General features: G+C 60.6%; 12 protein-coding genes. 2 read left to right on the top strand and 10 right to left on the bottom strand.

Annotated elements, in window-relative coordinates:
- Positions 1-4: 4 nt before the first annotated feature.
- Complete coding sequence (locus tag OU419_RS09090) at positions 5-2,233, bottom strand: ATP-binding cassette domain-containing protein (protein WP_254476738.1); 2,229 nt, start codon at positions 2,231-2,233, stop codon at positions 5-7.
- Between the two features lie 320 nt (positions 2,234-2,553).
- Between OU419_RS09090 and OU419_RS09085 the strand changes: the two genes are divergently transcribed.
- Entirely contained in the window at positions 2,554-4,314 is a 1,761-nt protein-coding gene (locus OU419_RS09085; protein ID WP_254476737.1) for a sensor histidine kinase, read from the top strand.
- A 29-nt stretch (positions 4,315-4,343) separates the two neighbouring features.
- Positions 4,344-5,042, top strand: coding sequence for a response regulator transcription factor (locus tag OU419_RS09080; protein WP_254476736.1), 699 nt, complete (start codon positions 4,344-4,346; stop codon positions 5,040-5,042).
- Between the two features lie 202 nt (positions 5,043-5,244).
- On the opposite strand, the gene OU419_RS09075 is transcribed toward OU419_RS09080, so the two are convergent.
- The 9 genes from OU419_RS09075 to OU419_RS09035 all read right to left on the bottom strand — a co-directional run bounded on the left by OU419_RS09075 (position 5,245) and on the right by OU419_RS09035 (position 12,417).
- Positions 5,245-5,916 (bottom strand): hypothetical protein, encoded by a 672-nt coding sequence (locus OU419_RS09075; protein WP_254476735.1) that lies wholly within the window; start codon positions 5,914-5,916, stop codon positions 5,245-5,247.
- 68 nt (positions 5,917-5,984) lie between these two features.
- Positions 5,985-7,211 carry a fimbria/pilus outer membrane usher protein gene (locus OU419_RS09070; RefSeq protein WP_254476747.1) on the bottom strand — a complete coding sequence of 409 codons (1,227 nt, stop codon included), beginning with the start codon at positions 7,209-7,211 and terminating at the stop codon, positions 5,985-5,987.
- A gap of 79 nt (positions 7,212-7,290) precedes the next feature.
- A complete protein-coding gene (locus tag OU419_RS09065) occupies positions 7,291-7,620 on the bottom strand; it encodes a YnfA family protein (RefSeq protein WP_254476734.1) in 330 nt (109 codons plus the stop codon).
- A gap of 16 nt (positions 7,621-7,636) precedes the next feature.
- On the bottom strand, positions 7,637-8,062 hold the full coding sequence (locus OU419_RS09060; protein ID WP_254476733.1) for a hypothetical protein: 426 nt from the start codon (positions 8,060-8,062) through the stop codon (positions 7,637-7,639).
- Positions 8,063-8,377: 315 nt separating this feature from the next.
- Complete coding sequence (locus OU419_RS09055; RefSeq protein ID WP_254476732.1) at positions 8,378-9,190, bottom strand: SDR family oxidoreductase; 813 nt, start codon at positions 9,188-9,190, stop codon at positions 8,378-8,380.
- A 121-nt stretch (positions 9,191-9,311) separates the two neighbouring features.
- Entirely contained in the window at positions 9,312-9,608 is a 297-nt protein-coding gene (locus OU419_RS09050) for a hypothetical protein (protein ID WP_254500672.1), read from the bottom strand.
- Positions 9,609-9,727: 119 nt separating this feature from the next.
- Positions 9,728-9,886 (bottom strand): DUF3309 family protein, encoded by a 159-nt coding sequence (locus tag OU419_RS09045; RefSeq protein ID WP_254476730.1) that lies wholly within the window; start codon positions 9,884-9,886, stop codon positions 9,728-9,730.
- A gap of 117 nt (positions 9,887-10,003) precedes the next feature.
- Positions 10,004-10,630 (bottom strand): 3'-5' exonuclease, encoded by a 627-nt coding sequence (locus tag OU419_RS09040; protein ID WP_254476729.1) that lies wholly within the window; start codon positions 10,628-10,630, stop codon positions 10,004-10,006.
- A complete protein-coding gene (locus tag OU419_RS09035; protein WP_254476728.1) occupies positions 10,627-12,417 on the bottom strand; it encodes a putative nucleotidyltransferase substrate binding domain-containing protein in 1,791 nt (596 codons plus the stop codon). The genes OU419_RS09040 and OU419_RS09035 overlap by 4 nt, the downstream gene beginning before the upstream one ends.
- Positions 12,418-12,486 lie beyond the last annotated feature (69 nt).

The following is a 12,486-nucleotide window of genomic DNA, read 5'->3' as shown; positions in this document are numbered from 1 at the left end:
TTCATTACCTCGTAGTCATTACCTGCGCCGAAGGCGCAGAACGCGGCGCGGAGGGATTACCAGGCTGCGGCCTGTTCGAGGGGTTGCCACCGGGGCTTACCACCACACCTCCTTGCAATTGCCGCAATACAACATCGCGCGCACCATCCAGAACCACGCCCTGCGGGGTCAAAACCACAATCCGCTCTACCAGGCGCAACAATGCGTGCTTGTGAGTCACCAGCACTGCCGTAGCCCCATCCGCCATCGCCTGCTCAAGCGCAACAATGCAGCGCTCCTCGGTTTGCGAGTCCATGCAGGCAGTGGGCTCATCCAACAGCCAAACCTTGGGTGCCGACAGCATCAAACGGGTGAGTGCCACCAATTGCTTCTGTCCGCCAGACAAGCCCGCACCGCCTTCGGCGATAGGCAGATCCAGCCCTTTGGGGTGCCCCGCAATCAGAGCCTGGAGGCCAGTGGCCTGCGCCGCTCGCAGCACTTGCTCGTCGTCTTTCGAAGACAGGCCAAGCAGCAGGTTGTCGCGCAAGGTTCCGCCAAACAACGACACATGCTGCGGCAGATAACCGAGGACTTCGCTCAAGCGATCACGGCTGATCTGTTGAATATCCAATCCATCGAGCAACACCCTCCCTTGCTGCGGACAGTAGAAACCGCCGAGCAAGCGCAGCACTGTGCTTTTACCTGCGCCGATGGCGCCAAGAATGGCCACCCTCTCGCCAGGAGCGATTTCCAGACGAGGGATTGCAATTCCCTGACCTTCCGGGCCATAGGTGAATGCCACATCCTGGAGGGAAAGGCGCCCCTCAATCCGCTGCGGCACCAACGGGCGCTCGACTTCATGGTTGTCACACCGCAGGGCAAAGATGGCCTCAAGGCTCTTGTGTGCGGCCTTGGCGTTTGCCCATTGCACCAGCAACCCCGGGATCATGTTGACCGGAGTGAGTACGCGCCCGGACAAAATCGAGCAGGCAACTACCGCACCACTGGTGATGCTGCCCGTGGTAGCCACATAGGCGCCTGTGGCAACCATACATATGTAGGACAACTGCTGGAGCGCAGCACTCAGATACTGGGAGGTTTCACTCAGGTGGCGAATATCAGCATCCTGCCGTACGGATTCACGCGATAGATCGTTCCAGCGAGTGAGCACTTGCCACCCTCCGCCGCCAGCCTTGAGCGCCTCAGCACCGCTTACCGCTTCAACAAGAAGGCCGAGCTTGCGGTTACCGGCGCCGGTACCGGCCATCGCTGCCCGTTCAATGCGACTGCGAGACAACTGCCCCACCACAACGGCCAGTATCAGAAAGACCAGAGGCACCGCCGCTACGAAAGGACCACCGACCCAAAAGATCACCGCGAGAAAGAAGAGCGCGAACGGCGCATCCGAACAGGCAAACAGAGAGATGGCGGAATTGAATGCCCGGATGGTCTCGTAGCTGCGCAACTGCCCAGAAAGACTGCCAACCTGGCTAGGGAACTGATCCATGCGCAGGTTGAGCAGGCGCTCGAAGATCCCTGAAGACAAGTTAATGTCGATATGCGACAACGCTTCATTGACAATCGCCGAACGGGCCAGCTTGAGCAGCAGTTCCAGCACAATGGCAATCAACGCCCCCACCGACAGTACGATCAGGGTGGAAAACCCCTGGGTCGGGATAACCCGGTCGTAGACCTGCATGGAGTACAGCGACGTAGCCAGCGCCAGGATGTTACCCAGCACTGCAACCAGAGCGGCGTAAAAAACCCAGCGTCGATCAGCGAAAAAAGTTTCCTTGAAAAACGCTTTTGCACTGCGCCTTGCCGGCGCAACGCCGGATACTTCAACCTTGGTGAACTGCGCTCCTGGCTGCCAGTCGTGCGTATAGCCCAAGCCATCCGGCCCATCTATGCGCCAACTGCCGTCGGCGCCACGCGCCAGGACCACGCCCATTTCACCTTCAGGCGTGAGCATCAACATAGGCAGCATTGCCACGTCCGGCTCATCACTCCACCCACTCATCTGGAGCTTGCAGGCGTCGGACACCATAACGATCCAGGCACGCCAAGCCGCCGCAGGCATGGCATCGTCCGGAGCCTGATTGAGCAAAGCTTCAATCTGCGCCCGCGACAGCAATCCATCCTGCCTCGCAACCAGAGACAGGCGCCGTAACAACCAATCACCCTGGCGCTTGTTTCCGTTGGGTGATGCCGGCGACGACTTATCGCCCGCATCGCCCGTAGTAGTCATGTTCATGTTTCTGGCCCCGCTAAAAACTTATGAATCGGTGAATTTGCAGTACTCAATTTCAAGAGTCCTGCGTAGGAGATGCTTAAATTGTTGCTACGCGGAGCGCTTTGGCCAAGGCGGGCATTGCAAACATTTATCAGCAGAATCTGAACAATTCCAAACTCCCGTTATTACCCTCTTCCCAACCAATTTTTTAGAACAAACAATGGCCAGCATGAATAGTGAAATAGCCCCAAAAGGCTGAATCTCATGCGCCGCAACCATCTCTCCCCTGAACACCACAACCCAAACCGCACAAGCCAAACAGAGCATGAGGATTGAGTTTCGTGGAGTTCCTCCCAACCACCGACCCCCTTGGGTGTGCCATCGCGTCAACACTGGCGCTAACCGGGACGCTGTTCTTTAGCGCCTGGCGCGTGCATCGCTGGTACTGGCTACTGTCGTTTGCGCTGGCCTATGGCTTCGGGGGCGTGGCGTTCGGGCTCCGTGGCGTATTGCAGATCGGCGAGGCGAATGCCCCTTTCCTGCAGGTGGTATTGGTGGCAACTGCGTTGACGCTGGTGATGATGGGGATGACCGGCGCGACATCTGCGTCGGGCAATCTGCACCGCTGGGCGCTAAGGCTCAGCTTGCTGGTGGCGACGCTAGAAATTGGCTTAAGCGCCACCCATCAATTGAGCGTGCTGGCCGCTCTGTGCATCAGTGCTGTGTATTTCGTCGGCTTCGGCATCCTGACGCTAATCGCGGCGCACCGCGCCCCGCTTCCTGGCCATACGGTGGTGCTGACCACCCTGGCACTGTACCTGGGGAGCGTTGCAGCCACGCGACTTGGCTGGATCGAACCGGTTACAGCACAGAACCTTGGTGCATTACCCGTGGCCATGCTCGGATTGGCCATGCTGTTCACGCGGCTGCTAACTCTTCATCGGCAGACTCAGCCCTATGTCCCCGATTTATGCGAATCATGCGAAGTCCAGGCTCAACTCAGAGAGCTGAACCACTCCCTTGAGGAGCAAATAACAGAGCGCACGGCACAGCTCCACAATTACAGAAAGTTTCTTGACGATGCCCTGCAAGCAATTCCAGACCCTACGCTCATATGTGATGCACTCAGTAACGTGATATTGGCCAATCGAGCGGCTGCCCGCTATTTTCAGGTCAACACGCCGTCTGATTTATGCGAAAGAAAAGCCTCCTCGCTACTTAAGGGATTGCGTACCCTGGCGGGAGATTCGGTATTTGGAAAACTGGGACTGGGAATAATCGCGCACGAGCAGAACTGCATTGAATGCAACGATGGAGAGCGATCACTTTTATTGCGCATGACGCGCCTGCACGAAACCGTATCCATTACCCATGATGATGAATATGTCATCATATTTACCGACATCAGCGGATTGCGTCAGGCGCAAGCCGAGCGTGACGAAGCCCTCCGATTCATCACCCATGACATGCGCGCACCTCAGGCTTCGACACTTACGCTCATTGAACTGCTGCGCGTAAATCCGGATGCAGTCGAGCCCGAAGAATTCATACGTCGCGTTGAGAATAACGCTCGCAGAACGCTGCAACTGGCTGAATCCTTCCTGCTCCTGTCCAAAGCACAGGAAGGCGAGATCCACCTCTCCCCCTGTCAGTTAGATTCCATTCTTTATGAAGTGATAGATCAGGCGTGGTCAATAGCCCAAGCCTGCCGAATCGACATTAAACTCGACCGGCCAGATGAGGGGGAAGTCCTTGCCGATACCGCGCTATTACATCGAGCTCTCGCCAATCTGCTGGACAATGCCATCAAGGCCAGCCCACCCAATACCGAGATCGTTTGCCAAGTAACTCAATCGAATGATTCGTGGCAAATCAATGTCATCGACCAGGGACCGGGCCTGGCGCAGCACCAGGTGCAAGCCCTGCTCAAGCCCTTCTCGCGGTCACCAATAGGCTCAAGGCACAATGGTTTCGGGCTCGGCCTCGCGTTCGTATCCAAGGTGGCGCAACGACATGGTGGAAAGCTCACAATCGAAAGTACACTCGGAGTAGGAACTCGGTTCAGCCTGATCTTGCCGCTCAGAACCCCCTGTAACTCATAGAACAACGGAACAGCAAGGAGAAAGAAAATATGCATATGCGAATTGCCGCCCTGGATGATGACGCCGAACAATTGGCTCTTATTGAAACGGCCCTGTCGCTCTCAGGGTACGAAGTTATAGCTTTTGCAAAGGGCACGGAGCTGATTCATGCCCTGGCCCGCGATAGCTTTGACATGATCTTGCTCGACTGGGAAATGCCTACGATAAACGGACTGGACGTGCTGAGGGTCATCCGAACTGATCTGCAGATGGCAACTCCCGTCATGTTCATCACCAACCGCACCTCCGAAACCGACGTTATTCTTGGTCTCAATGAGGGCGCCGATGACTACCTCGCCAAACCCATGCGCACGGGAGAATTACTTGCCAGAGTGGCAGCGCTGCTGCGTCGAACCCAGGGCACGCAAATCGGCGACACTCCCCTGAAACTCAAGCACTATCTGATAGATCCCATTTCGCGCAGCATTCAAGTCAATGGCGACACCGTAACACTAAAACCCCGCGAATTTGAGCTCGCATTGTTTCTCTTCCGCCATGCAGGCGAACTGCTTTCACGGGCACATATCCTGCACAATATTTGGACACAAACCGAGCAAGCCAACTCAAGAACGCTCGATACACATATTTCCCGCTTACGCCGGCTGTTGAATCTGACAGCCACAAACGGCGTCCGCCTGAGCACTATCTACAGCTTTGGCTATCGCCTGGATATTCTGGATACGGTCTGAAGCATGGAGAAAGGAAACCAATCATATAATTCGAATAAACCAGAACAAGTCAGCACAATTCTGGTGGCTTGTTTAACACAACATAGTCCGGACGCAGCCAGTATATTTGCGCGTTACCGGACTTATGCATTTACAAGCGCCCCACGCCAAACTTCAAACTCCCGCCAGACTATCCACTGGTTCGACAAGACCAACAGCAGCATCAATCAGGCAATGCTGCCGGGCAATCATTCAAGATTTTTTTCCAATATAAATTGTGCTTACCCAGGTCCACCGTGAGGCTCGGCGTGGTGCAGGCCTTGGCGCTGATCGAGATCCCATCGGTCATCGTAAGCGTGTTGTAACGCGTACCGCCAGCAGTGCTGCCCGACACGCTATTCGCCCAGGACTCGGCAATCGGGGCTGGCAATGTGACCTGGCCTGTGGAAACCGGACCGATGACATAAAACTGGAAGTGAATATTGGTGATCCAGGCACCACCCGAAAAGGCGGCGCCAGGGGAATACCAGAACTTCAGGGAATTCCCCAGATAGACGGTGTTCTGGAAGTCGCTCCAGGCCTTCACGCCAATCCCTGGGACGTTGGTCTGGTAGATATCGGTATAGCCGGACGCCGTCATGGTTGATGTGAACTTGAGCATCAAATAGGTGGTGCCTGCGGAGCAGCTTATGGTGGCGGCTGTGCCATCGTAGGGACCATAGGTGGGGCCAATCGCCGTACCCGGGGCCACATCACGAGCGACGGATATGGTGGTACTGCCGAAGGTCCTGGACGCAGATGTCGTGGCCGAACTACAGCCTGCCCACGCAGTCTGCCCTGCGGCCAACATCGCGAATGAAAGCAGAAACTTGATACAACGATTCGAGAAACTCATTTGCTTTGCTCCAGAAGTCGGACCATTTGCAGGGCTGCCCATGGCGATGCTCACTGCCCGGTTGATGTTCAACGGCACACTGCCTCGACCGTGGTAAATGGCTCCGCCGCATCTTCGGCGCGCTTGGGTAACTGGTAATCGAGGCGACACTGGCGATCGGCGGTCTCGCCCCAACGCAGCGTCAATTGGCCGCCTTGCTCGGCTACGCGGACGAAGACGCTGCCACCCTGCCCCACTGTGCCGACTTCATGGCCTGCCTTATCCAGGGCCACTGCACCGAAGGGCAGTTCTTCGCCGTTGGCTCGGCGGGCGTTGATCAGGACGGCGCGACCGGTCTCGGTCTCGAAGGTCAGCTTCACTACGGCGCCAGCACGCGGCACGGTCTGCACACGGGTCGTCTGCAGTTGAACATCCATGGAGGTTCCTTCCGGGTCGAGGGTGACGTCATTCATGCGATAGGGCATCAGGCCGGTGGCCACGGCCTGACCGCTACCGTCGATGCGCCCCTCGCCGCTGCTGGAAACACGTGCACCCTTCGCGTTCCTGGCTTCGACGATGCCGATGGGGTTGCCGATGTCCTGGCTGGGCATGAACACGAGCCCGCCGGGGTGGACGACCAGGCCGCCCGATGCGCTGAGGGAGGCCTGCTTGTAGCTGCTGGACTGGCTATAGCTGCCACCCAGGTTGGCATTGGAGGCCTGCCAGCCGACGTTGCCAATGAATGTGGTGCCATCGCGGGTGTCGGAACGGCTGACCTGGGTGCCGTAGATGTACTGGTTGTGCTCGCCCAGCGACCCGCTAAGGCCGGCGTTGTGGCTGTCGCCATTGGCCTTGTCATGGGTGCTGGTCAGGCTGAGGGTGGCCGGATGCCGTGCGGAGGGACTACCCAGTGGCATCGACAGGTTGAGGGTGATCTGGCTGTCGTAGCCGTTGTTGTTGTCGTTGTGGGCGTTGTATGTGCGGGAGGCGGTCACGTTGACGTTGGCGCGCATTACACGGGTGTTGTAGCCAACGGAGAACGTTGTCGAGCCGGGTGCATCCCCCCAGTAACGGTCGCGGCTGGCGGTGACGTTGAGCTGGCCAATGCGCTGTCCCAGGTTCTGGTTGAGGGTCAGGGTCTGGCGCTGCTTGCTGCGCAAGTAGCCCACCGTATCCGGATTGCTGGTACCGGAACTCTTCATCAGATCATTCAGGGTGGCGGCGTCGACCAGATCCAGGTAACCGCTACTGGAGTAGCGGAAGGTCGCCAGAGCGAAGTCGGTGCCTGTCGAGGGGAAACTGCGCGAGTAGGCCAGGCGCGAGCTGTGGCCGGACTCCTGAGTATTGCCATACAGGTTGGCGTGGGACCGGCCAGTATGCTGTATGGCGCTCAGCTCAGGGCGCGAGTCGAGGGCCGAACAACACCACGCTGGCGCCGATCAGGCAGAGCGCCACACCCACCCAGTCGCTCCACAGTGGGCGGCTCTTCTCCACGAAGGCTAACCAGAACAGCGATGACGCCACATAGATGCCGCCATACGCGGCGTAGGCGCGTCCGGCGTAGTTGGCTTCGACGCGGGTGAGCAGCAGGGCGAAGACCGTCAGGCTGAGCAAGCCGGGGACTATCCACAGGGCGCTCCGGTCCAGCCGCAGCCACAGATAGAAGGCGTAGCAGCCGGCGATCTCGCAGAACGCGGCGAGGACGAACCAGAGGTAATTGATCATTGTTCGCTTCCCGGGCTCAGCCGCGCAGGCCGCCCTCGCGTTCCCAGGCGCAGCGCACTTTCAGTTCGCCTTCGCGCGGACTATGGAAGCCATTCTCGGACTCCCAGCGGAAGGTATGGCTGCCGTTGACTTCGGTTTCCAGGTGGACCACCGCGCTGGACCAGTACAGGCGGCGCAGCAGGGCTTCGAATTGCTCGACCCAGAGTTTCCACTCGTATTCGATGGTCTGGTAGCTGGCACCGAAATGGATCACCTGGGACTGGTAAAGACCGGCCCCTTCGGTTTCGCAGCGGCTGAACATCTCGCGGCCGAGGAACGGCCAGGCCTCCCCCATCGGCAGGCTGTCGAGCACCTTGCGGTTGGCGGCGCGGCGCAGGCGGCGCTCCATCGAGTCGCCGGGCCAGTCGCGGATGCAACCATAGACGATGGATTCGGACTGCAAGCGGGTTCTTCCTTCAATGACACCGGTGCCTTCTAACACAGGCCCGCCAACACGCAAAGCGCGAATCGACATCGATGCGCAATGGTCCGAAAAAGCAAAAGCCCCGCGACATTCGCGGGGCTTTCACCGGGGTCCAACGTACTTCAGCCAGGCAGGCCGGTAACTAAAACTAACCCTTTGCACCGGCCTGGGCAAGCCCCGCCTTGCGATGCACCGAAAGGGGGCGAAAATCATCGTTCGACACCCCCTCCAAGCCTGCCGGGCGGCACTAAAGGCACCCCCCAGGCTGCCCGGCAGGCCGGCGCAGCGTCGCTGTCAGGCGAGGTTGCGGCGCTTGGCCTGCATCTTCTCCGCCATCTTCGCCATCTCGTCGTAGATTGCCTGCGGGTTGTGCTGCTTGATCTGCCAGGCCATGCGGCCCTGTTCGTGGGGCAGGATCATGAAGGTGTCGCGGGCGACTTCCTGGTGGATGTAGTCGGCGATATCGGCGGCGCTGATCGGCGAGCTCTCCAGCAGCTTGCCGACCTGGCTCTTCATCTCCGGGCTGGGGCCGCGGAAGGAGTCCAGCAGGTTGGTCTGGAAGAACGACGGGCAGACCACATGCACCTTGACGTCCACCAGGCTCAGATCGGCCAGCAGACTCTCGGACAGTGCCACCACGCCGGCCTTGGCCACGTTGTAGTTGCTCATCGCCGGCCCCTGCATCAGCGCAGCCATCGAGGCGATGTTGATGATGCGTCCCTTGCTCTGCTCCAGCAGCGGCAGGAACGCCTTGCAGCCCTTGACCACACCCATCAGGTTGATCGATATCTGCCAGTCCCAGTCTTCCAGCGACAGCTCGCTGAAGAACCCGCCCGACGCAACGCCGGCGTTGTTGACGATTACATCAATGCCACCGAACTTCTCTTCGCAAGCCTGCGCCAGTTGGGTCAGTTGGCTGTAGTCGCGCACGTCGCAGCGCTGGGTGAAGCCATCGCCACCGGCGGCACGTACCAGCTTGAGAGTTTCCGCGAGGCCCGCCTCGTTGACGTCGGCCAGCGCCAGGTTCCAGCCCTCGCGGGCCCAGCGCAGTGCGATTTCACGGCCGAGGCCGGAACCGGCGCCGGTGATCATGATGCGGTTTTGCATAGGGAGGTTCGCCTTATCTGGTTCGGACAGTGAACCGAAGTGTAACCAAGGCTTTCCGCGCCCGGCGGTGACATCAGGGTGCTGAATGGCCGCGGCAAACCGCCGCCGCAGATGGCGAAACCTAGAGCAGCAGAACGCAGAGTTTGCCCAGCACCAGCGCCACCCCGGCGCAGATCAGCAGGTAGGCGGCGCAGTTGACCCGCTCATGGCGAAGCTGAGCGAAGCGCTGCACCCGATAGCGCAGCAGGAACAGGCCGAAGGCCAGGGGAACCGAAGGGCCGAGGAATGCGAACTGCCAGTAGCGCTCGGGCTGGCTCACCGGCTCCAGCGCGAATGAATCGGCCATTGGCAGCAACCCGACTCCGCACTGGACGACCAACCACAACAATCCCAGCGCGACCAGCACAACACCCGGCATCCTTTCGGCTCCATATCGGCAAAGGTCCGCTATGGTAATACGCCATCAACACCTGGGCTGTGCGACCAATCACCCCGTGGGCCGCACGGTTTGCCCAGGACGGGGCGTTGCGCAGTGCGTCACACATGCCCCAGCAGGACCAGGACCAGCAGCACCACCAGGACGACGCCGACGACGCTCGATGGCCCGTATCCCCAGTTGCGTGAGTGAGGGAAGACCGGCAGGCCACCGATCAGCAGCAGTATCAGTACGATCAACAGAATGGTCCCGAGTCCCATAGCATCTCTCCTCTTTCGTTCGACGAGGAGCGCGGCCCGTGCCCGGGGGCGCAAAGCCGGCGCCTGAAACTGGGACCGGGAGACGGATGGGAAGATTCAAAGAATCTCCACGCCGCCTCAGACCAGGTTGCGCGGCAGCGAGCCCTTGCGCAGGCGCAGGAACATCAGGGCAGTGGTGCACGCATCGCCGATGGCGGTATGACGGCCTTCGATGGGGATATCCAGGTTGCGCGCCAGGGTGTCGAAGCGCAGGTCCAGATGCAGGTCGGGGAAGCGCCGGCTCATCTTGCGGTAATACAGCTCGGAAACCTCGACCCGTGGATTGTCCAGGCGCAGGCCAAGCCGCTCGCGCAAGTGCCGGCGCAGGACGGCGACGTCGAACGACAGGTAGTAGCCGAGCAGCGGGCGGTCGCCGATGAACTCCACCACCCTGCGCAGCACCTCGTCCAGCGGCAGTTGCCCCTCCAGGTCAGCGCGGCGCAGCTTGTGAATGCGGATGGACTCGCCGTCCAGGCTAGGCGGCGCTTGCACCAGCAGTTCGAGGCGTTCGCCGAGGATCAGCTTGCCGCGCCGCACGACCACTGCACCAACGCTGAGGATATCGGCGCGGCGCGGGTCGAGGCTGGTTGTCTCCAGGTCCAGAGATACCAGTTCTTCGGCATCCGCTGGATCGTGTCTCCACCAGTAGAGGCGCCGCCGCCAGGTCGACCATTGGTGGTCGGGAAGACAAACGCAGGCGTTCATCGGGTCTCCAGATGGAATTGTCGAGTCAGACTCTGCTTGAACTTTTTCACCACATGCAAACCGTAGCGCAGCAGGTCGCGCTCGTGGCGGCTCAGACGCGATACGTCCAGCCCCTGCTCGCGGCCATCGCGTTGACCTGCCAGTTGCTGGCGCAGGCGCAGTTGCAGGAACAGTTCGAAGGATTCGGCGAGGTTGTCGGCCAGCGCCTCGTCCAGCACACCCAGCCGCTGGAGCGCCGCCAGGCGCGCAAGGGTGCCGCGTTCCGCCAGCCCCTCGCGCAGGGCGAGCGCGCGGGCGCCGTGGACGATCGGGAAGATGCCGCCACGCTTGATATCGAGATGGGCATCGTGGGTCTTGAGCTGGCCGAGGAAGGTGAGCGGCGTGTCGAACTGCAGTGCCGGTAACGCCAGATCGCTCAACCAGCGGATGTTGTCGCCGGCCAGTTCGCCCAGGCTCTCGCGCAGCCCCTCGAACAGTTGAAGGTTGCCGGCCACCGGCCAGGCGTCGGCGAGGATCGAAAGGCGCATCAGTTGCTCGGGGCGCCCCTGCAACGACACATCGAGCAGGTCGCGCTTCCACTCCGCCAGCGGCTTGCACCATTCGGGGCGACTGGCCATGACGCCTCCCGGGCACGGCGGGTAGCCAAAGTCCAGCAGCGCCGCGGAGAAGCGCTGCATCAACAGCAGGCCCTGCTCCGCCGGCAGGTCGTCGGCGAGGATCAGCGCATTGTCCTGGTCGGTCTTCAGCAATTGCTCGGCGCGACCTTCGCTGCCCATCACCATCAGACAGCAGCGCCCACGCAGGGCAGGCGGTACCTGCAGCTCGAAGAGACGCTCCAGCAGTTGTTCGTTGAGAGCACTGACCAGTTGCATGATGAAACGCAGGCGGATGCCGTTGCCGGCCAGCGTGGCGATCAGCGTATGCAGGGTTTCCGCCGCCGCGCGCAGTTCCATTTCGCTTTCCGCGCGGGCGATGCGCAGCGCCAGCACATGGGAGTGGGTGGAGAACAGGCTGAGCACCTGGGTCAGGTGCAGCAGCCCGACCACCTCGCCTTCCTCGCACACGGCGACCCGCTCGATACGCTGGCGGGTCATGAGGATCATGGCGTCGAACAGGAAGTCGCCCAGTTCGACATGGGACAGCGGACGGTGGGCCAGTGGGCCGATGTGCAGCTCCTCACCAAAGCCGTCGCGGAAATGCGCGGTCATCAGGTCGGTCCGGGTGACGATGCCCAGCTCGCCGTCTTCGCGCACCAGCAAGGCATCCGCGCCACGGCTCAGTTGCAGTCGCGCGGCGTCGCCCAGCGGCAACGTCGGTTCCACTTCGATGGCGGGCAGCAGGTGCTCGCGGGCGATGCGGGTCAGGATGAATTCGGCGAGGTTCTGCCCGTCGCGGCGCTCCAGTTGGCGCTTGCTCGCCAGGTCCGCCCGGAAGAAGCGCGCGAAATCGGGATTGCCGGCGCAGAGCTGGTGGAACACACCCGCCGGCAGTTCATAGACGATGCTCTCCTCCACCGCCTGGTAGCGATGCTTGCTGCTGCCGGAGAACAGGCCGCGCACATCGAACAGGTCTTCGGCGGCGTACTGGGCGAACAGCCTGCCGTCCTCGCCGCGCTCCTCGATCACACCCTTGAGCAGGACGAACAGCGACGGCACCGCCGCCCCGGCCTCCAGCAGCACTTCGCCGACGGCGTAGTAGCCGACGCTCAACGCGTCACGCAACTGCTCGCGCTCGAATGGCCGGAGCTGATCGAAGGGTGGTGAGGAAAAGTTGAAGTCGTCGGACATCGTGGCCTCCGGCTCGCATCATGGGGTCGCAAAAAAGCAGGGCCGGGGGCGTCACCGCCACCCGGCCCT

This window comes from Pseudomonas triclosanedens (assembly GCF_026686735.1).
GTDB classification, from domain to species: Bacteria; Pseudomonadota; Gammaproteobacteria; order Pseudomonadales; family Pseudomonadaceae; genus Pseudomonas; species Pseudomonas triclosanedens.
Note: the sequence above shows the minus strand (reverse complement) of the source record. Positions and strands in the feature narration are given on the sequence as shown.

Excerpts from the sequence above, each read along its gene's own strand:
- OU419_RS09090 (WP_254476738.1), bottom strand. The coding sequence starts at position 2,233 with ATGAACATGACTACTACGGGCGATGCGGGCGATAAGTCGTCGCCGGCA.
- OU419_RS09080 (WP_254476736.1), top strand. The coding sequence starts at position 4,344 with ATGCATATGCGAATTGCCGCCCTGGATGATGACGCCGAACAATTGGCT.
- OU419_RS09075 (WP_254476735.1), bottom strand. The coding sequence starts at position 5,916 with ATGAGTTTCTCGAATCGTTGTATCAAGTTTCTGCTTTCATTCGCGATG.
- OU419_RS09065 (WP_254476734.1), bottom strand. The coding sequence starts at position 7,620 with ATGATCAATTACCTCTGGTTCGTCCTCGCCGCGTTCTGCGAGATCGCC.
- OU419_RS09055 (WP_254476732.1), bottom strand. The coding sequence starts at position 9,190 with ATGCAAAACCGCATCATGATCACCGGCGCCGGTTCCGGCCTCGGCCGT.
- OU419_RS09050 (WP_254500672.1), bottom strand. The coding sequence starts at position 9,608 with ATGCCGGGTGTTGTGCTGGTCGCGCTGGGATTGTTGTGGTTGGTCGTC.
- OU419_RS09045 (WP_254476730.1), bottom strand. The coding sequence starts at position 9,886 with ATGGGACTCGGGACCATTCTGTTGATCGTACTGATACTGCTGCTGATC.
- OU419_RS09040 (WP_254476729.1), bottom strand. The coding sequence starts at position 10,630 with ATGAACGCCTGCGTTTGTCTTCCCGACCACCAATGGTCGACCTGGCGG.
- OU419_RS09035 (WP_254476728.1), bottom strand. The coding sequence starts at position 12,417 with ATGTCCGACGACTTCAACTTTTCCTCACCACCCTTCGATCAGCTCCGG.